The organism is Undibacterium sp. Di26W, from assembly GCF_049340265.1.
In the GTDB taxonomy this organism is placed as follows: domain Bacteria; phylum Pseudomonadota; class Gammaproteobacteria; order Burkholderiales; family Burkholderiaceae_D; genus Undibacterium.
The window spans coordinates 51,538-77,725 of the sequence record NZ_JBMPOR010000011.1 but is presented as its reverse complement, the minus strand read 5'-3'; the positions used below and the strand labels follow the sequence as shown (position 1 = coordinate 77,725).

26 protein-coding genes are annotated in these 26,188 nt (G+C 53.5%); 16 read left to right on the top strand and 10 right to left on the bottom strand.

Features of this window, described 5'->3' with window-relative positions:
• Positions 1-22 precede the first annotated feature (22 nt).
• The 4 genes from glpD to ACO0LM_RS14690 all read left to right on the top strand — a co-directional run bounded on the left by glpD (position 23) and on the right by ACO0LM_RS14690 (position 4,878).
• Positions 23-1,570 (top strand): glycerol-3-phosphate dehydrogenase, encoded by a 1,548-nt coding sequence (gene glpD / locus ACO0LM_RS14705; protein ID WP_423038028.1) that lies wholly within the window; start codon positions 23-25, stop codon positions 1,568-1,570.
• Positions 1,571-1,771: 201 nt separating this feature from the next.
• Entirely contained in the window at positions 1,772-2,593 is an 822-nt protein-coding gene (locus ACO0LM_RS14700) for a DUF1700 domain-containing protein (protein ID WP_423038027.1), read from the top strand.
• Positions 2,594-2,676: 83 nt separating this feature from the next.
• Complete coding sequence (locus ACO0LM_RS14695; RefSeq protein WP_423038026.1) at positions 2,677-3,486, top strand: head GIN domain-containing protein; 810 nt, start codon at positions 2,677-2,679, stop codon at positions 3,484-3,486.
• Between the two features lie 282 nt (positions 3,487-3,768).
• Positions 3,769-4,878 carry a substrate-binding domain-containing protein gene (locus ACO0LM_RS14690; protein ID WP_423038025.1) on the top strand — a complete coding sequence of 370 codons (1,110 nt, stop codon included), beginning with the start codon at positions 3,769-3,771 and terminating at the stop codon, positions 4,876-4,878.
• Between the two features lie 64 nt (positions 4,879-4,942).
• Here the strand turns inward: ACO0LM_RS14690 and ACO0LM_RS14685 are convergent, their stop codons facing one another.
• Complete coding sequence (locus tag ACO0LM_RS14685) at positions 4,943-6,115, bottom strand: GGDEF domain-containing protein (RefSeq protein WP_423038024.1); 1,173 nt, start codon at positions 6,113-6,115, stop codon at positions 4,943-4,945.
• 161 nt (positions 6,116-6,276) lie between these two features.
• On the opposite strand from ACO0LM_RS14685, the gene ACO0LM_RS14680 reads away from it, so the two are divergent.
• From ACO0LM_RS14680 to ACO0LM_RS14650, 7 genes are all read left to right on the top strand, one after another.
• Positions 6,277-7,533 (top strand): TIGR03862 family flavoprotein, encoded by a 1,257-nt coding sequence (locus ACO0LM_RS14680; RefSeq protein WP_423038023.1) that lies wholly within the window; start codon positions 6,277-6,279, stop codon positions 7,531-7,533.
• 114 nt (positions 7,534-7,647) lie between these two features.
• Positions 7,648-7,974, top strand: a complete 327-nt coding sequence (locus ACO0LM_RS14675) for a hypothetical protein (protein WP_423038022.1) — start codon at positions 7,648-7,650, stop codon at positions 7,972-7,974.
• A gap of 88 nt (positions 7,975-8,062) precedes the next feature.
• Entirely contained in the window at positions 8,063-8,554 is a 492-nt protein-coding gene (locus tag ACO0LM_RS14670) for a YbaK/EbsC family protein (protein WP_423038021.1), read from the top strand.
• The gene (locus ACO0LM_RS14665) at positions 8,551-8,766 is read left to right on the top strand and encodes a DUF1289 domain-containing protein (RefSeq protein WP_423038020.1); all 216 of its coding nucleotides are present in this window, start codon (positions 8,551-8,553) and stop codon (positions 8,764-8,766) included. The genes ACO0LM_RS14670 and ACO0LM_RS14665 overlap by 4 nt, the downstream gene beginning before the upstream one ends.
• A gap of 63 nt (positions 8,767-8,829) precedes the next feature.
• Complete coding sequence (locus ACO0LM_RS14660; protein WP_423038019.1) at positions 8,830-9,468, top strand: 2-hydroxychromene-2-carboxylate isomerase; 639 nt, start codon at positions 8,830-8,832, stop codon at positions 9,466-9,468.
• Positions 9,465-10,373 carry an MBL fold metallo-hydrolase gene (locus ACO0LM_RS14655; RefSeq protein WP_423038018.1) on the top strand — a complete coding sequence of 303 codons (909 nt, stop codon included), beginning with the start codon at positions 9,465-9,467 and terminating at the stop codon, positions 10,371-10,373. Before ACO0LM_RS14660 ends, ACO0LM_RS14655 begins: the two co-directional genes overlap by 4 nt.
• Positions 10,374-10,478: 105 nt before the next feature.
• Complete coding sequence (locus ACO0LM_RS14650; RefSeq protein ID WP_423038017.1) at positions 10,479-11,000, top strand: GNAT family N-acetyltransferase; 522 nt, start codon at positions 10,479-10,481, stop codon at positions 10,998-11,000.
• A gap of 437 nt (positions 11,001-11,437) precedes the next feature.
• Here ACO0LM_RS14650 and ACO0LM_RS14645 read toward each other — a convergent pair whose 3' ends face one another.
• On the bottom strand, positions 11,438-11,710 hold the full coding sequence (locus tag ACO0LM_RS14645) for a hypothetical protein (protein ID WP_423038016.1): 273 nt from the start codon (positions 11,708-11,710) through the stop codon (positions 11,438-11,440).
• 43 nt (positions 11,711-11,753) lie between these two features.
• Positions 11,754-12,608, bottom strand: a complete 855-nt coding sequence (locus ACO0LM_RS14640; protein ID WP_423038015.1) for an enoyl-CoA hydratase-related protein — start codon at positions 12,606-12,608, stop codon at positions 11,754-11,756.
• Between the two features lie 124 nt (positions 12,609-12,732).
• On the opposite strand from ACO0LM_RS14640, the gene ACO0LM_RS14635 reads away from it, so the two are divergent.
• The 3 genes from ACO0LM_RS14635 (at position 12,733) to ACO0LM_RS14625 (ending at position 15,336) form a co-directional block, all read left to right on the top strand.
• On the top strand, positions 12,733-13,713 hold the full coding sequence (locus tag ACO0LM_RS14635) for an NAD(P)H-dependent flavin oxidoreductase (protein ID WP_423038014.1): 981 nt from the start codon (positions 12,733-12,735) through the stop codon (positions 13,711-13,713).
• A gap of 31 nt (positions 13,714-13,744) precedes the next feature.
• Positions 13,745-14,059, top strand: coding sequence for a DUF1330 domain-containing protein (locus ACO0LM_RS14630; protein ID WP_423038013.1), 315 nt, complete (start codon positions 13,745-13,747; stop codon positions 14,057-14,059).
• Between the two features lie 158 nt (positions 14,060-14,217).
• Positions 14,218-15,336, top strand: a complete 1,119-nt coding sequence (locus ACO0LM_RS14625) for a carbonic anhydrase (protein WP_423038012.1) — start codon at positions 14,218-14,220, stop codon at positions 15,334-15,336.
• Positions 15,337-15,389: 53 nt separating this feature from the next.
• On the opposite strand, the gene ACO0LM_RS14620 is transcribed toward ACO0LM_RS14625, so the two are convergent.
• From ACO0LM_RS14620 to ACO0LM_RS14610, 3 genes are read right to left on the bottom strand one after another with little or no spacing between them, the layout of a single operon-like run.
• Complete coding sequence (locus ACO0LM_RS14620) at positions 15,390-15,824, bottom strand: DUF3052 family protein (RefSeq protein WP_423038011.1); 435 nt, start codon at positions 15,822-15,824, stop codon at positions 15,390-15,392.
• Positions 15,825-15,882: 58 nt separating this feature from the next.
• The gene (locus ACO0LM_RS14615; protein ID WP_423038010.1) at positions 15,883-18,135 is read right to left on the bottom strand and encodes a molybdopterin cofactor-binding domain-containing protein; all 2,253 of its coding nucleotides are present in this window, start codon (positions 18,133-18,135) and stop codon (positions 15,883-15,885) included.
• Between the two features lie 14 nt (positions 18,136-18,149).
• On the bottom strand, positions 18,150-18,608 hold the full coding sequence (locus ACO0LM_RS14610) for a (2Fe-2S)-binding protein (protein WP_422989770.1): 459 nt from the start codon (positions 18,606-18,608) through the stop codon (positions 18,150-18,152).
• Between the two features lie 260 nt (positions 18,609-18,868).
• On the opposite strand from ACO0LM_RS14610, the gene ACO0LM_RS14605 reads away from it, so the two are divergent.
• Positions 18,869-20,272 carry an MBOAT family O-acyltransferase gene (locus ACO0LM_RS14605; protein WP_423038009.1) on the top strand — a complete coding sequence of 468 codons (1,404 nt, stop codon included), beginning with the start codon at positions 18,869-18,871 and terminating at the stop codon, positions 20,270-20,272.
• Entirely contained in the window at positions 20,247-21,344 is a 1,098-nt protein-coding gene (locus ACO0LM_RS14600; RefSeq protein WP_423038008.1) for a hypothetical protein, read from the top strand. Before ACO0LM_RS14605 ends, ACO0LM_RS14600 begins: the two co-directional genes overlap by 26 nt.
• Positions 21,345-21,347: 3 nt before the next feature.
• Here ACO0LM_RS14600 and ACO0LM_RS14595 read toward each other — a convergent pair whose 3' ends face one another.
• The 4 genes from ACO0LM_RS14595 to ACO0LM_RS14580 all read right to left on the bottom strand — a co-directional run bounded on the left by ACO0LM_RS14595 (position 21,348) and on the right by ACO0LM_RS14580 (position 26,173).
• Positions 21,348-22,595: a phenylacetate--CoA ligase family protein gene (locus tag ACO0LM_RS14595; protein WP_423038007.1), complete on the bottom strand. Its 1,248-nt coding sequence runs from the start codon at positions 22,593-22,595 to the stop codon at positions 21,348-21,350.
• Positions 22,596-22,777: 182 nt separating this feature from the next.
• Complete coding sequence (locus ACO0LM_RS14590) at positions 22,778-23,629, bottom strand: ABC transporter ATP-binding protein (protein WP_422989778.1); 852 nt, start codon at positions 23,627-23,629, stop codon at positions 22,778-22,780.
• A gap of 67 nt (positions 23,630-23,696) precedes the next feature.
• Entirely contained in the window at positions 23,697-24,998 is a 1,302-nt protein-coding gene (locus tag ACO0LM_RS14585) for an ABC transporter substrate-binding protein (protein WP_423038006.1), read from the bottom strand.
• 116 nt (positions 24,999-25,114) lie between these two features.
• Positions 25,115-26,173, bottom strand: a complete 1,059-nt coding sequence (locus ACO0LM_RS14580) for a branched-chain amino acid ABC transporter permease (protein WP_423038005.1) — start codon at positions 26,171-26,173, stop codon at positions 25,115-25,117.
• Positions 26,174-26,188 lie beyond the last annotated feature (15 nt).

Below are 26,188 nucleotides of genomic sequence, written 5' to 3'. Positions count from 1 at the left end.
CATACCGTAGATGACAGCGCAGATGACAGAACCGATGCTGGAAGTGGATGTGCTGGTGATAGGTGGCGGTATCAATGGCACCGGCATCGCCCGCGATGCGGCTGGCCGTCGCCTGAGTGTGCTGTTGTGTGAAAAAGACGACCTGGCCGCGCATACTTCATCGGCATCTACCAAGCTGATACACGGTGGCCTGCGCTATCTGGAATATTATGAATTTGGCCTGGTACGCAAGGCCCTGCTGGAACGCGAAGTCCTGATGCGGTCTGCACCGCATATCATCAGCCCCCTGCGTTTTGTCATGCCGCATGCGCATGGCCAAAGGCCGGCCTGGATGATACGGGCCGGCTTGTTTTTATATGATCACCTGGCCAGGCGTGAATTATTGCCAGGAGCCGAAAGTCTGGATTTGCGCACGCATATTACCGGCAAGCCGCTGCATGCAGACTTCAGGCGCGGTTTTGCCTATTCTGATGCCTGGGTGAATGACGCCCGCCTGGTGGTGTTGAATGCCATGGATGCGGCAGAAAAAGGTGCCCGCATACTGACCCGCACCACCTGCCTGTCTGCAACAAGAGAAGACCAGCATTGGCTGGTGCAATTGCAGCAAGCCGATGGCAGCCAGATCACGGTGAAAAGCCGCAGTCTTGTGAATGCCAGCGGACCGTGGGCGGTGAATGTACTGCATCAAATACTGCATCAGGGCGCAGCAAAAACCCTGAGGCTGATCAAGGGTAGTCACATCGTGGTACGACGCCTGTTCCATCATCCCTATGCGTATATTTTCCAGCATCCGGATGGCCGCATCGTGTTTGCCATTCCTTATGAACAAAACTTTACCCTGATAGGGACGACCGATCTGGATTACACCGGCTCGCTTGATCAGGTTGCCATTACCGAACAGGAAATCCTGTATCTGTGCGAGCTGGCCGGGCAGTATTTTACCCAGTTGATCACGCCTGCCGACGTGGTCTGGTCGTATTCCGGTGTGCGGCCACTGGTGGAAGAGCCGCACATAGGCGGCAAGGAAAAAGCCGCGGCACTGACCCGCGATTACCGGCTGGAACTGGACGCCGATGGCCCGCCCCTGTTGAATGTCTACGGTGGCAAAATCACCACTTACCGCAAGCTGGCAGAAGAAGCGCTGGAGTTACTGGCGCCTCTGCTGAACAATGCCAATTCAGACTGGACGGAACATGCCTGCTTGCCGGGCGGCGATATCCTGGGTGAGCTACCACAAAATCAGGCGGTACTTGAATTTCCCCTCTTCATCCAGCATTGCCAGCAGCAATATGCGTGGCTGCCGCCCCATCTGACAGAAAGGTTTGCGCATGCCTATGGCACCCGCATCCATGTCTTGCTCAAGAACCGGCAATCCTTGTCAGACATGGGGGATATGCTGCTTCCTGGCCTGTATGTTGCTGAGGTGGAATATCTGATCCGTCATGAATGGGCGCGCACCACCGAAGATATCTTATGGCGTCGCAGCCGCCTGGGCTTGCATATGCTGGGTGAAAATACCGAAAGACTGACAAGATGGCTGAGCCATCATCTTGCCAAACATTTAAGTTAGTCTTGTTCAAAATATAAACCACACTTCACGCACAGGATGTTTCATTCCCGCATCCTGCATAAAAGACTCGCTAGCCGCTGCTGCCTGTCCCTGACTTTTGCATTTCATCCTTCCGAATATGCGCACTGTCGCATACCGATGGTTTTGCCCCCTGGGATTGTTTATTCTCAAAATACGCAATCAAAAAACAGGGAGAAATCCATGAACAAGACTGAATACCTGCAGGCCCTGCGCCAGGCACTCGATGGTTTGCCGGCAACAGTAATACAAGAAACCGTCTGGGAATATGAAGCCAGCTTTGCCGATGCCATGGCATCCGGCAAATCGGAAGAAGAAGCTGCGGCCGGCCTGCCCAAACCGGAGTTGGTTGCTGCCCGCAAAAAAGCCAATAACCGCTATCAGGTATTGAAACATCATTTCACCGTTGGCAATATCGCCAGCTGGCTGGTGGCCCTGATCGGCCTGATGGTCTTCAATCTTTTCATGTTCATCCCGGCAGTCGTGTATTTCAGCCTCTTGTGTTCCAGCTATGTGCTTGCCCTGAGCCTGTATGTGGCAGGCATAGGCGTGACCGCCGCCAGCCTGTCAGGTGTTGATCACTTCAGTATGGATGTGCCTTACCAAAACTATCATGCTGTCAGGCACGGTCATCACAAAGTCACGAGTACTCTGCAACATGAGAACATGCGGGTGGAGATTACCGAATCAGGCATTTTTATCGATGGCGAAAAGGCCAGCAATGACAGCAAAGTTGCACAAGACGCTGGTGTTATCACGATCGACAGTACCAGCAGTGTCGCTGGCAGTGCGCCCGCCGCTACTGCGGAACCAGGCAAACAGGAATTGCATGTTGAAGTCGGCAATCATTTTTATGGCAGCAAGGCCTTGCTGGGAATCGGCATGATCATCGCCTCGGTGCTGTTACTGATGCTGAGCATGTTCATGACCAAATATACCTTCATCGGTTTCAGACATTACTTGCGCTGGAACCTGTTGCAATTGCATCTGGTCCGTCCGGCTTGAAAGTCTGTCATTAAGTATCGTTTCAAAGGCATCGTTTCAGAGGTATCGTTTTAGAAGCATCGCTTCAACATCAGGAGAACAAGATGAAAAACATTATTCGTACCGGCGCAGGCATGTTGGCTCTGTCTGTCATATTGACTGGCGCATCGGTCGTTTTTATCAAAGCCCATGCCGCCAATGTTGCTACGGCCAGCGGCGGATCAGCGGCCAGTGAAGTGCGGCCCGTGAATGCCACCGTGGTGAATGTCGTCATGCATGGCCCGGTTGACCTGATACTGAAACAGGCCAACACACCAGAAATGCTGATCAGGGGTGACGCCAAACTGGTATCCCGCATCACCACGACCATCGAAGGCAATACCCTGCACATCGGTACCCGCGGCATTTATATTTCCATCGGCAAGACTGAGCAGACCAAGGTGGAACTGAGCTTGCCGAATCTGGAAAAACTGCAACTCTCAGGTAGCGGTGATGCCAGCATCAAAGGCTTTCGCGGCAATAAAATGGATATTTCCGTCAATGGTTCAGGAGATGTCAACTTTGATGGCGACTTCCAGCAAGTCAATGCCGGCCTGCATGGCAGTGGCAACCTGAACCTGAACCTGGGTAATAGCGACACGGTTGAACTCAACGTCAATGGTTCTGGTGATAGCGTCATCAAGGGGCAATCCAAGGTATTGAATGCCAGGCTGAATGGCTCGGGCGACTTGAACGCTGTCTCATTGAAAAGCGCCCAGGTCTTCATCAACTCTGTCGGGTCGTCCAGTGCCAGAGTATTTGCCAGTCAGGAAGCCAGACTGAAGTTGACGGGCAGTGGTGACGTGCACGTTTTTGGTAATCCTGGCAAGCGCAATGTTGAGCGTGCGGGCTCTGGTGAGGTGCGTTGGGACTGAAAAAGCCGGATATCAGTGTTGTTTATTGGCGTAGGGCAAATGTCCTTGCTTTAAGGAATGATATTTTCTTTAGAGGAATATTTTAATTAACGAATTATATTCCGAAAAAATGTGATTAATGCAGCAAAGATTCGACGCTGGCTGGTTGTTACCAAAACTCTATTTACTTGGTGCATTTTTCTGCAATAATCATCGCAGATATGTAAGTATTTGTTTCAATACCAAGAATAAGTTCTGTATTTGTCAATACAGGCCCATTGTCAACCTGACCAGCCGAGAATCATGACTGCTACTCAAAGTAAGTGCCTGACCGCGTTGTTTGTTATGTTCAGCTTTATTTCTGGCGCTTTTGCCCAGGATAATCCCATGCAATTTCTTAGCAAGGCGAATGCCAGAGTAGCACGAGCGGCATCCTTGAAGAACCATTGGGAAGGTCCGGCTGACGGACCCCGACTACAAAAGAAAAAGAAGATTATTTTCGTCGCTGCCGATCTCAGTGATCCGGGTACGGCTGGCGTCTTTGCCCAGGTGCGTGAAGCCAGTGCCAGCGGTGGCTGGGAAACCCTGCCTATCGATTGCCGTGGTCGTTGCAACCAGGGTTCTGCCATCGTCGCCCAGGCGCTGGACATGAAGGCCGACGGCATCATCATGGCCGGTGTGGATGTCGGCACCCAGACCAAGGGCATGGCAGCAGCAGCCAAGGCCAAGGTGCCGGTGGTGGGCTGGCATGCTTCCACCAAAAGTGGCCCGACGGATGGTCTGTTCACGAATATTGCCACCAACCCAAAAGAAGTAGCACAGGTTGCTGCACTGTATACCGTGGTGGATTCCAACAACAAGGCAGGCATCGTGGTGTTTACCGATTCCACTAATCCCTATCTGCAGGCCAAGTCCGCCGCCATTATTGAAACCATCAAGCAATGTGAAGGCTGCAAATTATTGAGCGTGGAAGATGTACCGCTGATCGATGCGCATATCAAAATGAAAGGCGTGGTTGAAAATCTGGTCAAACGCCATGGCAGCAAGTGGACACATGCAATCGGTGTCATTGATTTCTACTTTGACCTGATGGAAGTACCGGCCACTGCCGCCCTGATCGCCAACAACAAACTGGTCGGTGTTGCTGCCGGTGATGGTTCACCTACCGCCTACAAACGTATTCGCGCCAACAGCTTGCAGACCGCCACCGTTCCTGAGCCACTGTCCATGCACGCATGGCAACTGGTGGACGAACTCAATCGCGCTTTCTCTGGCGCTGAACCGAGTGGATTTATCAGCTCTTCTGCCCATTTGGTGACCGCACAGAATATTGCTTATGACGGCGGACAGAAAAATACCTTTGAACCGGGCAATGATTTCCGCAATCACTACCAGCGTTACTGGTCAAAATAGATTTGTTTGAACATGTTGGGAGCGCAGGCCGGAAATATTCCGGCCTGTTTTTTTATAGTGGAATCTACATGCGTGTTCTTTGCGTGACTGCCGCCAGGATATTGTCGGGGACTGACTTGTCGAGGTACATGCGTTGATCGGCCGCCTGCATCAGGCGGTCGGCAGTGCGTCCATCCGTCGGGTACATGGCAGAACCCAGCGCTGCTTCAATATTCACTATATGGCCTTGTATGGCGCAGGGACCAACCAGCATTTTTTTCAAGCGTAGCAAGGTGCTGTCGAGTTGCGATTCCTGGTTGACACCAAAAGTGATGGCAACAAATTCATCACCACCGATACGGCCGACAAAATCGGCATGCCGGCAAAAATTCTTGAGGCGTTTTGCCACTTCCTTCAGCAACAGGTCGCCGACCTGGTGCCCATGACGGTCATTGACTGCCTTGAAATGGTTCAGGTCTATCAGGATAAAACCAAAACCTTGCTGGTTGCGGGCGCTCAGGGCTATGGCACGCTCAAGTATTTCATCGACGTGCCTGCGGTTGGGCAGGCTGGTGAGTACATCTTCGCGGGCCATTTGCAGTATGCTGTTTTGCGCCCGCAAATTACAGCAGACGCTGACACCATACGTCCAGCCCAGCAGACACAAGACGACCACCAGATACACCATATTCAGCAGGGGATGGCTGGCCAGTTGCGCATTGCTGTCAGCACCGAACGCCAGGTACCAGCGCAGCATGAAAGCCGCAGCCATGGCGGACAGGGATAAGGCACCTATGCCTGCGGCCAGCAATTCGAGATCACGGGTTTTTCTGAGCAGGATAACGACGGTGGCCAGCATTAAGGCCGCAGCAATCGCGTCATGGAACAGGTAACGGCGTATCATGTCGTCCCGGTTGATGAATGCCAACAGGACGAATAGGGGAATCAGCACCAGGCCGGCGCGCCAGCGCGTTTGCGACGGATAGCCGCGAAAGCGCAAGGTGCCTTCCAGCATCAGCAGAATGGTGGTAAGTGTCAGGGAATTGTTGATGGCAATGATCAGCGCTTTGGGAACATCAATCACGCCGATGAAACGCGTCACCAGAAATGCGGGTGCGATCACCGACGCGGCTGCTGCCCAGACCCCCGTGCCGGGTATGCCGCGATTGATGCGCCAGACAGCCAGCATGACCAGCATGGAAATCACACTGATGCAGACAACGACAAGATCAAGCGTAGTACGATCCAGATTAACCATAGACAGGTATGGGTGGTATGGGTGACACAGCAACAGTCATATCAGACCGGAACTTCGGACAGGCACTTCAGACGATAGATGCGACAATTCCGCATTGACGTCATTCGACCATGCATAAAAATTAGTATAAATGACACTACATCCTATTATGACGCAAACTTATGCAAACGCACTTAAATAATTCACAAAATGACAACGCAGATGAAGTGATCGTCATCGGTGGCGGGCCAGCCGGCCTGATGGTTGCCGAAACCCTGGCCAGCCAAGGTCTGGCTGTCAGTCTGTATGATGCCATGCCTTCGGTAGGACGCAAGTTTTTGATGGCCGGCAAAGGGGGGATGAACCTGACCCATTCGGAAGATTCTGTCTCTTTCATGACACGGTATGGTGAACGAGCAGCTGTTTTATCACCCATGATCAGCCAGTTTGATGCCCAGGCCTTACGTAGTTGGGCTGCGGGTCTGGGTATAGAAACTTATATAGGTAGTTCGGGCAGGGTCTTCCCTGTCGACATGAAAGCCGCCCCCCTGTTGCGCGCCTGGCTGCATCGCTTGCGTACGCAGGGCGTGCGGTTTCACATGCGGCATCGCTGGCTGGGATGGCGTGATGCGCAGACACTGGCATTTGCCACGCCCACAGGCGAAGTCCTGCGGTCAGCACGTGCCCTGGTGCTGGCCCTGGGTGGCGGCAGCTGGGCACGCCTGGGCTCGGATGGCAGCTGGGTCGATACCTTGCGCCAGCGTGGTATCGCAGTCGCTGATTTGTTGCCGGCAAATTGCGGTTTCGACGTCGGTTGGACGCCTTTTTTCCAAGAACGCTTTGCCGGACATCCACTGCTAACGGTGGCTGCCAGGGTGCAAGGCAGTGACCTGCCCATGCGCAAAGGCCAGTTCGTGATGACTGCCGGTGGTATCGAAGGCAGCCTGGTGTATGCCCTGTCTGCCGCCCTGCGCGAGCAGTTAGAGGTTAGCGGGCAGGCAGTGCTGGAACTTGATTTGTTGCCGGATACACCCATGCAAAAAGTCATGGCGGAATTGCAGCACCCGCGTGGTTCACGTTCTTTATCCAGTTATTTAAAAACCAGGCTCAGGCTGGATGCACTGAAAACCGCCCTTTTGCACGAATGCCTGCAAAAATCGGATTTTGCACAGCCCCAGCTACTGGCACAGGGGATCAAATGCCTGCCGCTGCACCTCAAGGCCGTGCGCCCCATCGATGAAGCCATCAGCAGTGCCGGTGGGGTTTGTTTCGAAGGACTGACTGCCGGGTTGATGGCGCAAGCATATCCGGGTCTATTTTTTGCGGGAGAAATGCTGGATTGGGAAGCACCAACCGGTGGTTATTTGCTAACGGCATGCATGGCCAGCGGCAAGCAGGCAGCGCAGGGCGTCATAGACTGGCTGAAGAACGACAAATAGTTTTGTATGCTCTTGTTGCAAGTCGGCAGAGCTTGGCAGAAGTCGGTACAATGCATGTTTCTTGAGATCAATTTTTTTGGACTACATGTCTTTGCATTTCTTTTTCGTGTTTGTATGAGTGAAACCCGTACCAATCCGCGCTCTAATGTGACCTGGCGCGGCGCTATCCAGGTGATCCCCGGTAAAATCGTACCGGTCAAAATAGTTAATTTTTCCATCAGTGGCATACAGATGCAGTGCAGTGCCCTGTTGAAAGAAAAACAAACTTACCAGATGATGATGGAAGTCCCCAGCCTGCGTGATGCGTCCCAGCGCACCCAGGTGGTCTGCAAGGCAACCTGTATCTACTCCATACTCAGTGGTAGCGAATACCGCGCCGGCATGAAATATTTTGACGTGCCGCTAGAATACGTAGACCTGCTTTCTGCATGGTATGGCTGACCTGCCTGCCTGCTGTTTCAGTTCACGTCTGACAGCGCAGGTTCAAGGCTTGTGATATAACCAGTTTTTAGCTTTTTTTTGCTGCATCATGTCCAAGCATTCTGAATTGCCTGAAACCGTCTTGCGTGTCGCCCGTCTGCTGGAAAGCCTGGGGCATGATCAATCCATCGTCATGTTGCCGGCAAGCGGCAAGACCTCGGCTGAAGCGGCCGCCGGTCTGGGCTGTGAAGTCGCCGAGATTGCCAAATCCATAGTCTTCCGTCGCTTGCAGGATAATGCTGCCGTCATGGTCGTCGCCAGTGGCATCAATCGCGTGGATGAAACCAAGGTCGCGGCCCTGGTGGGGCCGCTGGGTAAAGCTGATGCGCGTTTTGTCAAAGAAAAAATCGGTTATGCCATAGGTGGTGTTTGCCCTATCGGCCATCTGGAAAAAACCGTGATGCTGATTGACCAGGATTTGCTGCAATACGCCCATGTCTGGGCGGCAGCCGGTCATCCGCATGCAGTGTTCAGGCTTACGCCGGAACAATTGAAAACCATGACAGGTGCACCTGTTGCTGACGTGGCCTTGCGCGCATGAACATTTTGCATGAATTTGATCCGGCCCAGTTTGTCATGGCACCTGGTAGCACCGTGCCCTCACCTTGTGTGAATATCTGTCGCATGGATGAAAAAACTGCCCTGTGTAGTGGCTGTTATCGCAGCATTGATGAAATCATTTGCTGGAGCAAGGCGGATAGCCATAAAAAACTGGAAATCTGGGATTTGATACAACAAAGAATGTTGCCCTAACGCTTAGAACCTCTTTACGTTCTTACAGCATCCCGGGCCGGGCCGGCAGGCAGAGGAGACATCATGAAACAGCTGGACTGGTATTTTGATTTTATTTCTCCCTTCGCCTACCTGCAGCATGAACTGCTGGCGCGCGCGCAGATGACAGAAAGCCTGCACTACCATCCGGTCTTGTTTGCCAGCCTGCTGAATCACTGGGACAACAAAGGCCCGGCAGAAATTCCGCCCAAGCGACAATGGACTTTTGAACATTGCGTCTGGCTCGCCCGCAAGCACGGCATCAGCCTGCGCATGTTGCCCGAACATCCATTCAATCCCTTGCCTTTATTGCGCCTGTGCCTGGTGCTGGGTTCTAGCGCTGCTGTGGTAAGTCGCCTGTTCAGTTTCGTATGGCAAGATGGCCATCTGCCTACCCAGACTGGGCACTGGCAAGCCCTGCTGGCGGAATTGCAGGTGACACCAGCCATGCTGGACACACCCGAAATCAAGCAGATGCTCAGGCTCAATGGTGAAAAGGCCATTGCCGCCGGCGTATTTGGGGTACCCACGACGGTGGTGGATGGCCGCTGTTTCTGGGGACTGGACAGCACCGACATGTTGCAGGCTTACCTGAATGGTGATGACTTCTTTAACTCGCCCGACCTGCTGGCTGCACGCAAGATGCCGTATGGCCTGCAGCGCAAGATCACGGAGAAAACATGATCCAACTGCCCGCCGGTATGCAAGTCTTTGAACGCGGCTGGTTATCTTCGAATAACATCCTGTTCATCGGTGAACAGCAAACTGCTCTGGTGGACAGTGGCTACCTCAGTCATGCGCCACAGACCCTGGCATTGGTGCAGCAAGCCCTGGGCGAGCGCAAGCTGGATTTACTGGTGAATACCCATTTGCATTCCGACCATTGCGGCGGCAATGCCCTGTTGCAGCGCCACTATGGCTGCCATACCCTGATACCGGTTGCCGAAACAGCCGCAGTAGCAGCCTGGGATGAAGCCGCCCTCAGTTATGCCGCCACCGGCCAGCAATGCGAGCGTTTCGGTTTTGATGCCGCCATACAGCATGGCGACAGCCTGCAACTCGGTGGCATGGACTGGCAAGTACTGGCTGCACCCGGGCATGATCCGCATTCCATGATCTTGTATTGTCCGCAAGAAGGCCTGCTGATTTCTGCGGACGCCTTGTGGGAAAACGGTTTCGGCGTGATCTTTCCAGAACTGGAGGGCGAATCAGGTTTTGCCGAACAGGCCGCCATACTGCAAGTCATACGTGAATTGAATCCGCGTATCGTCATTCCCGGCCATGGCCCTGCCTTCGGCAATGTGGCTGCCGCACTGGAACGGGCAGAGTCGCGGCTGGATTACCTAAGCGCCGATCCCCGCCGCAACGCCCGCAATGCAGCCAAGGTCCTGCTGGCTTTTCTGTTGCTGGAGTCACAGCGACTTAGCCTGAGTGCCACCCTATCCCAATTGGGCAGTACACGCCTGGTCAGTTCCTCTGCCAGACTGTTGGGCCTGGAAACCGACGCGTTGATGCTGCAAATGGCAAATGAATTGGTCACCGCCGGTGCTGCCCGCCTGGAACACGATATGCTGATTAGTACGCGCTAGTGTAGTGCTGCACTCTACGGCGTTCATTATTACGCCGCATTTTTAATTGACCCTGATGGCCATCACATCGAAGCCGTAACCAAGACTGTTGAATAAAATTCATTCATGAATACATCAATCCAGATACGTCCTGCCACGCACGATGACGCACTGTGTCTGAGTGTGCTGGCGATGCAGGTTTTTCTTGATACCTATGCGACGACCGGCATACGGCCAGCCATCGCCAAAGAAGTGCTGCATGCATTTTCCGTATCCGCTTTTACAGATTTGCTGACCCGGGATGGTAGGTTCATTCATGTCGCCGAATGTGAAGGGAATTTATTGGGGTTTTCTCAAATTACGCTGGGAACCAGGCAAGAGCTGGTCACCGCCACGCATCCTGCCGAACTCGACAGATTGTATGTACAAGAACCCTTTACCCGCATGGGCCTGGGTAGCCAGCTTTTGCATGCGGCAGAAACCAGCGCGGCCCAGTCCGGTGCCGATATGCTGTGGCTGACACCATGGGTACATAACACCAGAGCCTTGCAGTTTTATGCCAGGCTGGGGTATGCGGATAGGGGCAGTACCAGTTTTTTCATGGAGGGGGAAGCGCATGAAAATCGGGTATTGTGCAAGCGGCTGTAATGCTATTTCTTCTGTATGGCTTATCCAGGTTAAGCAATCTTTGGCATACGAACAATACTATTGACGTCATTCCACCGGGCTGGTGCTCCAGCGACGTCCGTCGTATATCGTTAAGTGATTTACTCATCTCAGCGTGTAGGTTGGGCCGGGCCTCGCTAGGCTACGCTTCATCAGCCCAACACTGTGCCTGCGATTAACGTAGGCCTGCGATTGACTTGCGTCCATACCGGATTTTAGTTCGTTCGTTTCAATGCTTTGCTGTAATTACTTTGTCGCCTTGTGATATTTATGGGCCGTGCTTTGAGATGACTTTCTGTCGTTATTGACGATTGCAGGCCGGTGGTAGACCGGCGGCTACATACCTTTTTGCTTCGCCAAAAAGGTATGCAAAAAAGGCGACCCAGGCGTCTTGCCCCTGCGGGGTTCCCGTTTGTGCACTACAAAAAATGGGAAGGTCCGAAACTCGCTTCGCTCAGACACCGGCCCTTCTTTTTCCATTTTCTGTAGTGCACAAACGGCGTCGACACATGGGAACTACAAAATTCAAAAGCAACTGCAACCGCAACTTCAAAAGCAACCGCAACTTCAAAAGCAACGTCAATACGACCTAAATTTACATTGCTGACTTCGTGGTTGACCAATGTTTTTGACCGCGGCGCACCTACTTCCGAGGCGTAGGTTGGGCCGGGCCTCGCTTGGCTACGCTTCATCAGCCCAACATAGGTGATGAGCCAATTTTGATGAAACTGCCATTTACTTCAAATGATACGCAGTCTCTGAAAACGAACTAACCGGTGCCAGATCTGCATACTCCGTCGGTCTTCCCTGCTGTTTCGCCATGAACGCTTCCATCAGGTTGCTGCTTTGCCAGATGCCGGATTGTAGCCAGCCCATTTGTTGCAGGGCGTCGTGGGTGCTGTGGTCGCGGGCGTAGTGGATGGCTTGTTTGCTGCCCCAGATGGCGACTGGGGGTTTTTCGGCGATTTCTGTGGCCATTTGCATGGCGGCTTCGAGCATGTTCTCCTGGTTGTCAAATACCTCGTTGAGCAGGCCAACCGCCAGCGCGCGTTGGGCGGGCAGACGGCGGCCGGTGTAGGCCATTTCGTGGACTATGCCTTCGGGGATCAGCTTGGGCAGGCGTTGCAGGGTGCCGAGGTCGGCGGTCATGCCTATGTTGATTTCCTGTATGCAAAAGAAGGCATCGCTGCTGGCCAGCCGTATGTCGCTGGCACAGATCATGTCGACACCACCGCCTATGCAGCCACCGTGGATGGCGCTAATCACCGGCATGCGCAGGGATTCGATCAGGTTGAAGGCGCGATGCATGTCCGTCAGCGCCAGGGCAATATTGGCACGGCCAACGGCGCTGGCATCATCCAGTGTGATGCCGCCACCGGCGAACACATCCAGCGCCATGCCAGCCGTAAAATGCTTGCCGGTCGAAGAAATGATGAGCACGCGGGCATTTGCCTGGTTTTGCAGATTTTGCAAAATTTCTGTCAGTTCACGAAAAAATACCGGCTGCATGGTGTTCAGCGTGGCTGGGCGGTTCAGGCGCAGGTGGGCGATTTTATTGCTGATACTGAAGTCAAAACATTGATAAGTCATGGTGTCTCCACAGGATTTTTATTAGCACGGTAAAATCATACTGGATATGTATGTCCATCAAGCATTCTATGCTCATCGTTAGAGGATACCGACTATGGCTCTCGACTCACCTGTATCACATTCAATGCCACGCTCAGCGTCACATCTACCTGCAGTGCTGCAACACCTGACCTTGCCCGTCATCGGTTCACCCCTGTTCATTGCCAGCGGCCCCAAACTGGTGGCGGCGCAATGCAAGGCCGGGATTGTCGGTTCTTTCCCGGCCCTGAACGCTAGGCCGGCAGAAATGCTGGATGTGTGGCTGACTGAATTGCAGGCTGACCTGGCCGCACACCAGGAAGCTCACCCGGATGCGCTGATAGGCCCGATTGCTGTCAACCAGATCGTCCATCAATCGAATGACAGGCTGGCGCATGATGTCGAAGTCTGCGTCAAACACCAGATTCCCATCATCATTTCTTCGTTGCGTGCGCCGCCGCCAGACATGTTGGATGCGATTCATAGCTATGGCGGCATTGTCCTGCATGATGTGATTTCGATACGCCATGCGCAAAAAGCACTGGAAGCCGGGGTCGATGGCTTGATCCTGGTGGCCGCCGGTGCCGGTGGTCATGCTGGTGGTTTGTCGCCGTTTGCCCTGGTGGGGGAAGTGCGACAATTCTTTGATGGCCCTATCGCCCTGTCCGGTTCCATCGCGACGGGCGATGCGGTACTGGCGGCACAGGCCATGGGAGCTGATTTTGCCTATATAGGCTCGCGCTGGCTGGCTACGCTTGAATCGAATGTGGACGAAGCATATCGTCAAGCCATCCTTGATTCGGCAGCGGCAGATATCGTCTATACCAATCTGTTTACCGGCGTGCATGGCAATTACCTCAAGAAATCCATCGTTGCTGCTGGGCTGGACCCGGATAATCTGCCAGTGGCCGACAAGAGCCAGATGAATTTCGCTTCCGGTAGCGGCAGCAAGGCCAAGGCCTGGCGTGATATCTGGGGGGCGGGCCAGGGTGTGGGCCTGATGAATGATGTCCTGACTGTGGCAGAAGTCGTGGCGCGCCTGAAATCTGAATATGCTGCAGCCAAAGCCCGTATCCAGGCGCTTTGATAAATTTTTAACCACTCTTGTCAGGAATTGTATGAGTAAAGCATATGTCGTCGCCGAAATACAGGTGACCAGGCCCGAACCCTATGCCGAGTACCGTGTACTGTCTACCGCCAGTGTAGACCGGTATGGTGGTCAGTTTTTGGTACGCGGGGGTACACGCTTGCAAAAAGAAGGTGGGGATGACCAGCACAATGAAGGCTGGCGTACCGTGCTCGTCGAATTTCCGTCGCTGGCCCAGGCACAGTTGTGGTACGACTCGGTCGAATATGGCAAGGCCAAGGCAATTCGCCAGGCCAATTCCATAGGTCGTTTGTTCATTGTCGAAGGCGTGGCAGCGGCAGCCTGACGACACAAAAACCACAAATTGCCTGCAGGAATTCAAGTTTGCAAAGAGACTTGCCGTAACAAGGGTATCTGCCTGTTTTTATTCCAGGTACTTATTCCCTTTGCTTATTCCCGTTACTTATTCCTACTATGCGCCGCTATCTTGCTCTGCTTGTTACCATGCTGATGGCTGCGGCCGTTCACGCGAACGACCCGCCGCCATCCAAGCCGATCAAACCGGCATCTGCGAAAGAAGAGGCGTCTGCATCTGCGTCCGGTTCAGCGTCTGCCTCGGCATCTGCATCCGCATCCGCCAAGGAAGAACGCAAGCCCACTGCCAAGGAAAGCAAAGAATCCGCCAAGGAAGCCGCTGCCCGCGCCAAGGATGCCCAGGCCGCAGATGAACTGGCAGCGCGCATCGCCGACCGCCTGAGCGTCATCCGCAAGGAAAAAGACGAGACTGCCCGCACGGCCCCCAGAGCCACCGCACGCCCCGCTTATGCCCCACCGGTGCGCAGGCCAGAGCTTGCCAAAGCCAAAAATGAACATGGGACAAATGGTGGCAGCGGCGGCAGCGGTAGCAGCACTGCGGCATCCGCCAGTGCCATGGCTGCCAGCCATGGCGAAATACACTGGAGTTACCAAGGTGAAGGCGGTCCGCTTAACTGGGGTAAGCTGAACCCTGCCAATGCCAAGTGTGATATCGGCGAAAGACAGTCACCGATTGATATCCGCGATGGCATCAAGGTGAATCTGGACCCGATTGCTTTTGACTACAAGCCCAGCCGTTTTTCTGTCCTGGATAATGGCCATACCATACAGGTGAATATGGGGGCCGGTAACTACATCAATGTACTGGGGCACAATTATGAACTGGTGCAGTTTCATTTCCACAAACCTTCTGAAGAACGTGTGAATGGCAAGAGCTTTGAAATGGTCGCCCATCTGGTACATAAGGATGCGGATGGCAAACTGGCTGTGGTGGCTGTGCTGATAGAACGGGGTAAGGCACACAGTCTGGTGCAACAGGTATGGAATAACCTGCCGCTGGAAAAGAATGACCCGGCACAGGCTTTGGTCACAATGGACATGAATGACATCTTGCCAGTCAAGCGTGATTATTTTACCTACATGGGCTCGTTGACGACCCCGCCTTGCAGTGAAGGCGTATTGTGGCTGGTCATGAAAGAGCCGATAGAAATCTCACCCGATCAGTTGATGATATTCAGTCGCCTGTATCCCATGAATGCGCGGCCTGTACAGAAAAATTCCGGGCGCTTGATCAAGGAATCAAATTAAACTGACGTAATATAAACATGATGGAATATACAGTGCCTGCAAATTTGCAGGCACTATGCATTTGGCCATGCGGCCCGTAGTTCTTTACGCACGACGATCTTCAATCCTGACCATATCTCACTGACGGTACAGACCTTGATGTCGACATAACCGAGTGGCAGGGCAACTTCCCTGATGCTGTCTTCGGTGATGTCGGTAGGTACTTTGGATGATTTTTTTGGCCAGGATACCCAGATTGCAGCATCACTGCGCAGCTTTGACTTATACGCTGTCAATTCTTTGACCAGTACCGTTTTCTGCTCAGTAAACAAGTGGACAATATCGGTTGCGGCTGTCAGCTTTTTTTCAAAGACGACATCGGCTGGCAAATCTGCCAGCAAGTCCAGATAATTGTCAGGTGCATGTTTGACCAAGACCAGGCTACCCGCCCGGATACCCAGTTTCTTTGCCAATGGTGTACCGGAATAGCCGCTAGTTGTTGAAGTCATCGCAGGATGGGGAACAAAAAAAGCGGTACCTGTTATACAGGTACCGCTTTTTTGTGGATTAAGCTGCCTTGAATGGCAATTCACGCCAGCGCTTGCCACCTGCCCTGGCTATCGCATTCGCAAATGCCGGTGCCAATGCGGGTAAGCCCGGTTCACCCATGCCGGTAGGCGCATCGGCGCTAGGCACGATGTGCACCGCGATCTGTGGCATGTCGGTAATGCGGGGCACCACAAAATCACTGAAATTGCTCTGCTCGACCACCCCATCCTTGAGCGTGATGGCGGCACCCGGCAGGCACATCGATAATCCCATCAAGGCCGCACCCTGTACCTGGGCTTCCACGGTTTTAGGATTGACCGCGAGGTTGCAATGCACGCCAGCCGTCACCTTGTGCAGTTTGGGCTGACCATTTTTCATGGATGCTTCAACCACATAGGCCACGATGGAAGAGAAGGATTCATGCACGGCGACACCATAAGCACGGCCTGCTGGCAGTTTTTTCTTGCCGTAGCCGGATTTTTCCACCGCCAGTTGCAAGGCCGCTTTATGACGCGGATGCTTGTCACCCATCAGTTTCAGGCGATAGGCAACCGGGTCTTGCTTGGTGGTCTCGGCTATTTCATCGAGCAGGGTTTCCATCACAAAGGCGGTGTGGGTAGAACCCACGCTGCGCCACCACAAGACTGGTACATTGATTTTGGGATGATGGACGGACAGCCGCATCGGCATTTCATAGGGCTCTTTCATACCTTCCACGGCGGTCGCATCGACGCCATTCTTGACCATCATGCCTTCGAAAGGGGTACCGCTGACGATGGACTGGCCGACGATCACATGATCCCAACCGAGGATATTGCCCTGGGCATCAAAACCTATTTCAGCCTTGTGCAGATGCATGGGGCGGTAGTAACCACCCTTGACATCGTCTTCACGACTCCACAGTGTACGGATGGGGGCATCCAGGCCGGCGGCCACTGCTGCTTTGGCTACGCCACAGGCTTCCACTACATAATCGCTGGTGGGAATGGCGCGACGACCAAAACCGCCACCGGCCATCTGGGTATGGACGGCGATATTTTCAGGTTTCAGGCCGAGGGCAGTGGATGCGGCAAAACCGTCAAGGCCGGGCATTTGTGTGCCCACCCACAATTCTGCCTTGTCACCTTTTATCGCTACCGTGCAGTTCAAAGGCTCCATCGGGGTATGGGCCAGGTAAGGAAAGATGAATTCTGCATTCAGTTTATGCGGTGCTGTTGCGATTTTTGAAACATCGTCGTTGTACTTCAATGCGCCTTGCTGTTTGGCCATTTCCTTGTAACTGGCCAGTTGTTTCACACTATCGACTTTTTCCACACTGCCCATTTCCCATTCCAGCTTCAGGGCATCGCGGCCCTGTTTGGCTGGCCAGTAGCCGGTGGCGATGATGGCAACGCCTTCACCTCCGCGATCAACCGGCACGCGCAGCACGGCTTTTACACCTTTGATTGCTTTGGCCGCTGTATCGTCCACAGACTTGAGTTTCGCGCCAAATACAGGTGGGCGGGCAACCACGGCAGTCAGCATGCCTGGCAAGTGGGTATCAATACCGAAATCCTGGGTGCCGGTAGATTTGGCTTTGGCATCCAGACGACCTGTGGGTTTGCCTATCAGGCGGAAGCTTTTTGGGTCTTTCAGCACGACTTTTTCTGGTACCGGCAATTTCATTGCCGCTTCAGCCAGGTCGCCATAGCCCAGTTTCTTGCCACCAGGTCCAATGACGTAGCCATTTTCTGTACGCAGGGCCGACGCATCGACATTCCATTGTGTCGCTGCTGCCTGTACCAGCATGGCACGGGTGCGTGCACCCAGCTCACGGTATTGGGTGTAAGAGTGGGCGATGGAATTCGAACCACCGGTCAAATGCATGCCAAATGCCGGATCGACATAGGCCGGGTGATTGTTGCCATTCGCGTATTTGACTTTCGACCAGTCGGCATCCAGTTCTTCAGCCAGTATCAGGGGCAGGGCGGTCTGCACCCCCTGGCCAAATTCCAGGCGATTGATGGTGACGGTGACCGTGCCATCCTTGGCAATCTGGACGAAAGCACCAGGTTGTTCCGTGGGTTTTAAACCTGCCGGGGCTTTTGCCGCAGCATCTTGTGCTGTTGCCAGCATGGGGTAGCAACCGAGGGCAAAGCCGCTGGCGGTCGCCATTTTGAGGAAACTGCGCCTGCTGAAGCCGCTGGTATCGGGCTTGTCTTCTACAGCCGCCTGTTGCATCAGGGACTGCAAATGTTTTGGCATCTCAGCCAAACGGGAATCAAAATGCATAGCGTTCTCCTGAATTAAGCCAAGGTGGATGCGGCGTCGTGAATCGCAGCGCGTATCCGTACATAGGTGCCACAACGACAGATATTGCCTGCCATGGCGGCATCGATATCGGCGTCGGATGGTTTCTTATTGGTTTTCAACAAGGCGGTTGCACTCATGATCTGGCCACTTTGACAGTAGCCGCATTGCGCCACGTCGTGCTTAACCCAGGCGGTTTGCACGGCTTTGCCGACCTTGTCCTGGCTCATGGCTTCTATGGTGGTGATTTTCTGGCCGGAAACAGCAGATATGGGGGTAACGCAGGAACGTATGGCCTGGCCGTTCAAATGCACGGTACAGGCACCACACAGGGCCGCGCCGCAGCCAAACTTGGTGCCAGTCAGGCCGAGGGAATCGCGCAGGGCCCATAATACAGGGGTGGAAGGGTCAGCATCGAGCTGATGATCTTTGCTGTTGATATTCAACGAAGTCATTGTGCAGATCTCCATTTTTAAGGGTTAGCAGGCCACTGCCGGGAAAGCCAGCCTGTTAATGATTGCTTAGGATTGTTCGGTTTGTTTACCTAACTACTATAGAATAAATTTGAATATAGCGTGCAGACTGCTGTCAGATGCATATTTTTTGTGCAGTTTTCGCAGCGGGCATGCGAAGTTCCTAAAGTATTCATCAGACCTTGCGCAGCAGTAATTTATACTGTCCAGCTTCTGGATAAATACGACCGTTCTGGCCACTGATGCTGTTTAACTCATTTACCTTTCTGTTGTTTTTTATCCCGGTGTACGGCCTGTTCTGGCTATTACCCGGATGGGCATCCAGGAAGAGCCTGTTGCTGGTGGCAAGCTATGTGTTTTATGCCGCCTGGAATCCACCCTATGTGATCCTGCTGATGTTGTCCACGCTGGTGGACTGGCTGCTGGCAAATCGCATTGCCACCTCTGCCTCGCAGGTACGACGTCGCCTGTACCTGCTGCTCAGCCTGATCTGCAACCTGGGTATGCTCAGTTATTTCAAATACGGTAATTTCGTGCTGGATATCTATGCGGACCTGGGTGCTGCCCTGGGTTGGCAATTTGTGCATGCCGACCATTCCATCATCCTGCCGATAGGGATATCGTTTTATACCTTTGCTTCGCTGTCGTATACGGTCGATGTGTATCGTGGAGTGCTGACTTCGCGCTATAGCCTCAAGGACTATGCCCTGTTTGTCAGTTTTTTCCCGCATCTGGTGGCCGGACCCATCCTCAAGGCGAATATCCTCATGCCACAGCTGGAAAAGCCGGTATTGCCAGACCAGCACCAGGTCGGCTGGGGCTTTTGCCTGTTCTTGTTGGGTCTGTTCTGCAAGCTGGTGCTGGCAGATACCCTGTTTGCGCCGCTGGTGAATGAAGTGTATGCGCATCCTGAACAATCCGGCATTCTGGAAACCTGGTGTGCGGTCTTCAGTTTCTCAGGGCAGATTTATTTCGATTTTTGTGGTTACTCGCTATGCGCTATCGGCCTGGCGAAAAGCATGGGGTTTTATTTCCCAGAAAATTTCAATTATCCGTATACCGCCACCAGCTTTTCCGATTTCTGGCGACGCTGGCATATTTCCCTGTCCAGCTGGTTGCGGGATTATCTGTATATCCCGCTGGGTGGTAACCGCCATGGCTGGGGCCGGACATATCTGGCCCTGTTCGCCACCATGCTGATCGGTGGTTTATGGCATGGCGCTTCCTGGATGTTTGTGCTGTGGGGCGCTTTGCATGGCAGTTTTCTTATTGTCGAACGTGCTTGCAGTGGTCGCGCAATCGCAGCTTACCTGACCCCAGCCATGCGCAGGGGCCTGGTATTTATACTGGTGACACTGGCATGGATACCCTTCCGGGCAAATTCACTGGCACAGGTGCAAGCCATAGGTGCAGGTTTATTCGGCAAGCATCATGCCGGTGAATACCTGGACTGGTCACACGCCTTGGCGCTGGCCGTGATGGCGCTGGTCGTGGTTGGCGTCACTTACCTGCGGGATATGAGCCTGGATAAAATATTTGCCAGGCTGGGCATGGCGCTGCAGATTGCTGTACTGTGCCTGTGCCTGATGTCCCTGTTTGTTTTTTCAGGGACAGGACAAAATGCCTTTCTCTATTTTCAGTTCTAGCGACCTCATGCCTGCTTACCCCTGGAAGCGTATTTTTGCCTTCATCCTGCTCCTGACACTGGCAGCTATCGTCGCTATGGAACTGAGCTTGCGCAGCCTGGGTTACCAGCCCACTGCGCTGGATTCCAAAGAACGCTGGAGTCATGAACGGGGGCGTGCCAGTGAATTGGGGTCGCAAGCATTGACATTGATAGGGACATCCCGTTTTCAACTGGGGATGGACCTGGATGTCTTGCGCAAAGGAACAGGGCTGGAAGCTATACAACTGGCTGTCGATGGCAGCTCGTTTGTACCAGTACTGAAAAACCTGGCCGATGATCCACGTGTCACCGGCACCATACTCATTGATTACACGTCTGGGGCTTTGGCCAATGCCAGACAGGGCAGTTTTGGTTCGGTCAGCGTGTTTGTCGATGAATATGAAAAGCAGCAGTTACGCTTCCAGAATTTTTCGGCAGATACACTGGAGAAAAAACTGACGGCTGGCATCCATGAAAACCTGAGTATTTTTTCTGATGGCAGCAATCCCTGGTTTGCCCTGCGTTACCGTATTTTGCCGTGGAAACGCTCGTCCCAATACATCACGACCCGGCCCGACCGTTCGCGGCTGGCAGATTACAGCCGCTTGCCCTGGCCCGATGCGTATTATTCGCGTGTGGCCAAACAGTTGGGCATGGAATGGAATCCGCATGCAGGGCGGGGTAGGGCAGAGGCCCGCTTCCTTGACAAAATCAAATCCATGCCCGTTGCCAGCCAGGAAGATTTTCTGTATGGCGCCCAACTCATACGTGGCTATATCGATACCATACAAAAGCGCGGTGGCAAGGTATTGTTTGTCAAAATGCCGACCACCGGCCTGATCAAAGAGGCAGATGAGCAGCGCTATCCGGAACAGCAGTTTCTGGAAGTTTTCTTTGCCAGCAGCCACCTGCCCATTTTATATGACAAAAATCAGCCTGCCATCAGGGATTTCAAATGTCCCGATGGTTCTCATCTTGACCAGAAGGACAGGGCCAGTTTCAGCGCCATCGTTGCCAAATTTGTCGCCGGTTTTGTAGCTGGCAAGAGTTAAGCTTTATTCGTATTTGCGGGCGTCATCGATCACCTTGCCATCATTCGGCAAACTGGCTTCCACCACGAATAAGGCATCCGCCCGCAGTTTGGTGATATCGCGCAGGCTGTCGATAATCGCCGCCTTCAATGCAGGGCTGTGGTCGCGGCTTTCGCAATGCAGGGTCATGGCGTCATTCGCCATTTCGCCTGTGACCACCAGTCTGGCCTTGCTGATTTCAGGGTGGCGCTTGACGACCTCTGCCACTTGTGAAGGGTGCACGAACATACCCTTGACCTTGGTTGTCTGGTCAGCGCGCCCCAGCCAACCCTTGATGCGCTGATTGCTGCGGCCACAGGGCGACATACCCGGCAAGATCGCCGACATGTCGCCAGTACCAAAGCGTATCAGCGGGTAATCCGGATTGAACGAAGTGATGACGATTTCACCGACTTCGCCTTCGGAAACCAGGTCGCCGGTACCAGGTCGTACAATTTCCAGTATCAGGTCTTCGTCCAGGACCATGCCCGGGTTCACCTGGCCATCTGTCATGCTTTCATAGGCGATATTGCCGATGTCGGCGGTGGCGTAGATTTGCAGCACCTGCGCCACGCCATGCTCCTGCAGCCACTTGCGCAGCGAGGGCGGCAGAGCTTCGGCACCGACTATGGCGCGCTGCACGCTGGAAATATCTGCGCCCATGTCCAGCGCTTTTTCTATGATGATTTTTAAAAAACTGGGCGTGCCTATGTAGGCATCGGGACGCAGTTCTGCCATGGCCTGTACCTGCATTTCAGTCTGGCCTATGCCGGCGGGAATAACGGCGCAACCCAGACGGGCAGCGGCGCTTTCCACCATGAAGGCCGCGGGTGTGAAATGATAGGAAAAACAGTTTTGCAGCAGATGCCCGCTACGCAAGCCCACCGCATACATGGGGCGGGCAAAGCGCCACCAGTCTGGCCCGCGCCCTTCCGGGTCAAATATAGGGCCGGGTGACATGAATATGCGCCCCATCTGATGCGGGGAAGTGGTGTTCAGGCCGCCGAAGGGTAGTGATTTTTTCTGCAAATCCTTGAGATCAGATTTGCGCGTCACTGGCAATTGCGCCAGGCTGCTGCGGCTGTGGATATCGGCGGCGCTGACACCGGCCAGTATGCCTGCCCAGCCTGTCGCTGTCTGTGCATGCGCTATCAGTTGCGGCAAGCTGTGCATCAGTGTTTGTTCCCGGCTTTGCGGATTGCGGGTTTCCAGTGCGTCCAGATAATCACTCATGAGCGTGCTCTATAGTGGTTGATTTGTCTTGTTTTGCTTTGTTCTTAAGCTGTTTATGATCTGTAGCGAGCGGGCGTCAGCGGGGTCAGGGTAACCAAGCGCAGCGCAAAAAGCGGAATGTACTCTAAGTACATGAGCATTTTGAGCAGCGCATGAGCCCCGATCACGCCCGCGCAGTAAGATCATGCCAGCCAGCGCTTGCGCCTGCGATAAAACTTCATATCCTTGAAACTCTTGCGACCGGCACCCGATACACCAAGATAAAATTCCTTGACGTCTTCGTTCGTACTCAGGTCTTTGGCGTCGCCTTCCATGACGACCCTGCCGTTTTCCAGAATGTAACCAAAGTCGGCATAGCGCAGCGCGATATTGGTGTTTTGTTCGGCCAGCAGGAAAGACACGTTTTCCTGCTTATTCAGGCTTTTGACGATTTCAAAAATTTCTTCCACCAGTTGCGGAGCAATACCCATCGAAGGTTCATCCAGCAAAATCATCGACGGCTTGGCCATCAGGGCACGGCCGATGGCGCACATCTGTTGTTCACCGCCCGAGGTATAACCCGCCTGTGAATTGCGGCGTTCGCGCAGACGTGGAAAATAGTGATACACCTTGTCCAGTGCTTCCTTCAGTTCTGCACGTGACAGGCTGCGGGTATAGGCACCGGTCAGCAGGTTTTCTTCCACCGTCAGATGCGCAAAGCAGTGGCGTCCTTCCATCACCTGTGACAGGCCACGTTTCACCAGTTCGTTCGGTGTCAGATGGTCGACGCGTTGTCCGCGAAAACTGATGTCGCCCTTGGTGATGTCGCCGCGTTCATTTTTCAGCAAGGTCGAAATGGCTTTCAGGGTGGTCGATTTACCCGCCCCATTGGCACCCAGCAAGGCCACGATTTTTCCTTGTGGCACCTGCAAGGAAATACCTTTCAACACCAGGATCACATGATCGTAGATGACTTCAATATTGTTGACGCTGAGGTAGGCCACATCGGCTGTCGCCGCGTCTGCCCTGGCACTCTGAATACTTTGGATACTCATGATCTGGGTTTGCAATGAAGTTGGTGATACTGGCGGAGACAGCTTGCTGCCTCCACCGGCTTGACATTTATTTCAAACAGGCAGGCGTGATTTTTTTCTCGGCCGCATATTTGTTCGACGATTCTTCCAGCATGGCGCGTGTCAAAGCCTTGTCACCAGTGATCCAGTTGGGCGTGATGGCTTTCCATTTGTCACCTGTCCACTGCTGTACTTTGACAGCGCCGGAACCTTCATGGTCTTCACAGGACGTTTTGACCGGTGGGAACATGCCCATCGCACCCAGCGCCTTTTGGCGGGCTTCATCGACGTTCAGGTTTTCAAAACCCCAGCGTATCTGTTCGGACGTCATCAGCTTGCCCTTGCCGAATTTCTCTTGCGCTTTCAGGATGGCTTCTGTCCACAAGATCGCCGCCGTTATACCACGCATGTGATATACCGTACCGATGCGGGATTTGTCGCCCAGGTTGCCCTTGCCAGTTGCATACACCTTGCTGCGGATTTCATCCAGCACAGGATAATTGCCAGGAGTATTGAAAGTCATCGTGGTATAGCCTTTGGCAGCGTCACCAGCTGGTATCGCATCTTCTTCTGAACCTGCCCACCAGACACCCAGCATTTTTTCACGTGAATAGCCATTGCGTTGCGCAGTTTTAATGGCCACCGCATTCATGACACCCCAGCCCCACAGAATCACATAGTCAGGATTGGCCTGGCGGATTTGCAGCCATTGTGATTGTTGTTCATTGCCTGGATGGGCGACCGGGATCTTGATCAGTTCAAAGCCATATTGCTTGGCCTGGGCTTCAAGTACCGGGATAGGTTCTTTGCCGAAAGCCGAGTCATGGTACAGATGGACAATTTTCTTGCCCTTGAGTTTATCCATGCCACCCGATTTATCGCCCAGGTATTTGGTCATGGCTGCGGCCTGGTTCCAGTAACTGGTAATCAGCGGGAAAATATACGGGAATACTTTGCCATTGGCGGCGTCAGAGCGTCCATAACCTAGCGTCGTCATGGGAATTTTGTCTTCAGCAACGCGATCCAGGATACCGTAGGCGATGCCGGTAGACAGTGGTTCTATCAGGGATGCGCCACCCTGTGTCTTTTTCAGGCGTTCATAGCATTCCACACCGCGTGATGCATTGTATTCAGTCTCACACTCTTCCCAGGAAATCTTGATGCCATTCAGGCCGCCTTTGGAATTGACCAGGTTGAAATAATCGATAGCCCCACCGAAAAACCCGGAGCCGCCAGCCGCATACGGGCCGACGCGATAGGACAGGATGGGAATGAATTGGTCATTCGCCTGCGCTGTGCCGATTGCCCCGCAGATTGCCGAGGCCAGTAGTAGGGATTTAAGCAGTTTCATAGTGTCTCCTTGTGGTTGGATGGGTATTGCCTGACGCTTGTCATCTCCGATAAGATGCCGCGTCTTTTTATGAATTTCTTTTTCACTCTTGTTACATTAAAACTTATTGTCTGAGCTTAGTGTGGAAACGGCCAAAGTCGCAATTTTTCCTTGGTGATTTGCCACAGCCTTGCCAGACCATGTGGTTCAACGATCAGGAAGAAAATGATCAGGGCACCGAACACCATCAATTCCAGGTTGGATGCCACATTGGTCGGCAGCGACAGGCCGTGGGCCAGCAGGTTCAATACGATAGGCAACAGGATGATGAAGGCCGAACCCAGGAAAGAGCCGAGGATGGAGCCGACACCACCGATGATGATCATGAACAGGATGCGGAAAGACAGGTCCAGGTTATATGCTTCCGGTTCTACCGTGCCCAGGTAGGCATAGGCATACAGGGCACCGGCAATGCCGCAGTAAAATGAAGACACGGCAAAGGCCAGCAGCTTGGTGCGCATCAGGCGAAAACCGATGACTTCGGCCGCCACATCCATGTCGCGCACCGCCATCCATGAGCGACCGACGTTGGAGCGCACCATGTTTTTCGCCAGCAGGGCCAGTACACACACCACGCTCAGTGTCAGCAGGTATTTTTTGACCGGGGTATTGAAGCTCATGCCCATGATCACCATCTCTTGCGCAGTAATGACGCCGGAAGAGCTGTAGTTGGTGAACCACTGTATCTTGGTCAGGCACCAGACCACAAAGAACTGGGTCGCCAGGGTCGCTGCCGCCAGATAAAAGCCACGTATGCGCAGGGATGGCAAACCAAAGGCAATGCCAACCATGGCAGCGGACAGGCCGCCCAGTACAAAGGCCAGCAGCACCGGGATGCCAGGTATCCTCAGCACGAAATTGTAAGATGCAAATGCACCCACCGCCATGAAAGCAGCCGAACCCAGCGACAACTGCCCTGCATAGCCAGTCAGGATATTCAATCCCAGTGCCGCCAGCGAGAAAATCAGGAAAGGAATAAAGATGGCAGAAAAGGCATAGTCGGATGCCAGCCAGGGCACACCGAAAAATGCCGCCGCCAGGATAATCACGATGGCGATGCGGTCTTGTCGTATCGGGAAGATTTGATTGTCCGCCTGATAACTTGTTTTGAACTGACCTGCTTCACGGTAGAACATGCTTGACCTCTGATC

Excerpts from the sequence above, each read along its gene's own strand:
- glpD (WP_423038028.1), top strand. The coding sequence starts at position 23 with ATGACAGAACCGATGCTGGAAGTGGATGTGCTGGTGATAGGTGGCGGT.
- ACO0LM_RS14700 (WP_423038027.1), top strand. The coding sequence starts at position 1,772 with ATGAACAAGACTGAATACCTGCAGGCCCTGCGCCAGGCACTCGATGGT.
- ACO0LM_RS14695 (WP_423038026.1), top strand. The coding sequence starts at position 2,677 with ATGAAAAACATTATTCGTACCGGCGCAGGCATGTTGGCTCTGTCTGTC.
- ACO0LM_RS14690 (WP_423038025.1), top strand. The coding sequence starts at position 3,769 with ATGACTGCTACTCAAAGTAAGTGCCTGACCGCGTTGTTTGTTATGTTC.
- ACO0LM_RS14685 (WP_423038024.1), bottom strand. The coding sequence starts at position 6,115 with ATGGTTAATCTGGATCGTACTACGCTTGATCTTGTCGTTGTCTGCATC.
- ACO0LM_RS14680 (WP_423038023.1), top strand. The coding sequence starts at position 6,277 with ATGCAAACGCACTTAAATAATTCACAAAATGACAACGCAGATGAAGTG.
- ACO0LM_RS14675 (WP_423038022.1), top strand. The coding sequence starts at position 7,648 with ATGAGTGAAACCCGTACCAATCCGCGCTCTAATGTGACCTGGCGCGGC.
- ACO0LM_RS14670 (WP_423038021.1), top strand. The coding sequence starts at position 8,063 with ATGTCCAAGCATTCTGAATTGCCTGAAACCGTCTTGCGTGTCGCCCGT.
- ACO0LM_RS14665 (WP_423038020.1), top strand. The coding sequence starts at position 8,551 with ATGAACATTTTGCATGAATTTGATCCGGCCCAGTTTGTCATGGCACCT.
- ACO0LM_RS14660 (WP_423038019.1), top strand. The coding sequence starts at position 8,830 with ATGAAACAGCTGGACTGGTATTTTGATTTTATTTCTCCCTTCGCCTAC.
- ACO0LM_RS14655 (WP_423038018.1), top strand. The coding sequence starts at position 9,465 with ATGATCCAACTGCCCGCCGGTATGCAAGTCTTTGAACGCGGCTGGTTA.
- ACO0LM_RS14650 (WP_423038017.1), top strand. The coding sequence starts at position 10,479 with ATGAATACATCAATCCAGATACGTCCTGCCACGCACGATGACGCACTG.
- ACO0LM_RS14645 (WP_423038016.1), bottom strand. The coding sequence starts at position 11,710 with ATGAAGCGTAGCCAAGCGAGGCCCGGCCCAACCTACGCCTCGGAAGTA.
- ACO0LM_RS14640 (WP_423038015.1), bottom strand. The coding sequence starts at position 12,608 with ATGACTTATCAATGTTTTGACTTCAGTATCAGCAATAAAATCGCCCAC.
- ACO0LM_RS14635 (WP_423038014.1), top strand. The coding sequence starts at position 12,733 with ATGCCACGCTCAGCGTCACATCTACCTGCAGTGCTGCAACACCTGACC.
- ACO0LM_RS14630 (WP_423038013.1), top strand. The coding sequence starts at position 13,745 with ATGAGTAAAGCATATGTCGTCGCCGAAATACAGGTGACCAGGCCCGAA.
- ACO0LM_RS14625 (WP_423038012.1), top strand. The coding sequence starts at position 14,218 with ATGCTGATGGCTGCGGCCGTTCACGCGAACGACCCGCCGCCATCCAAG.
- ACO0LM_RS14620 (WP_423038011.1), bottom strand. The coding sequence starts at position 15,824 with ATGACTTCAACAACTAGCGGCTATTCCGGTACACCATTGGCAAAGAAA.
- ACO0LM_RS14615 (WP_423038010.1), bottom strand. The coding sequence starts at position 18,135 with ATGCATTTTGATTCCCGTTTGGCTGAGATGCCAAAACATTTGCAGTCC.
- ACO0LM_RS14610 (WP_422989770.1), bottom strand. The coding sequence starts at position 18,608 with ATGACTTCGTTGAATATCAACAGCAAAGATCATCAGCTCGATGCTGAC.
- ACO0LM_RS14605 (WP_423038009.1), top strand. The coding sequence starts at position 18,869 with ATGCTGTTTAACTCATTTACCTTTCTGTTGTTTTTTATCCCGGTGTAC.
- ACO0LM_RS14600 (WP_423038008.1), top strand. The coding sequence starts at position 20,247 with ATGCCTTTCTCTATTTTCAGTTCTAGCGACCTCATGCCTGCTTACCCC.
- ACO0LM_RS14595 (WP_423038007.1), bottom strand. The coding sequence starts at position 22,595 with ATGAGTGATTATCTGGACGCACTGGAAACCCGCAATCCGCAAAGCCGG.
- ACO0LM_RS14590 (WP_422989778.1), bottom strand. The coding sequence starts at position 23,629 with ATGAGTATCCAAAGTATTCAGAGTGCCAGGGCAGACGCGGCGACAGCC.
- ACO0LM_RS14585 (WP_423038006.1), bottom strand. The coding sequence starts at position 24,998 with ATGAAACTGCTTAAATCCCTACTACTGGCCTCGGCAATCTGCGGGGCA.
- ACO0LM_RS14580 (WP_423038005.1), bottom strand. The coding sequence starts at position 26,173 with ATGTTCTACCGTGAAGCAGGTCAGTTCAAAACAAGTTATCAGGCGGAC.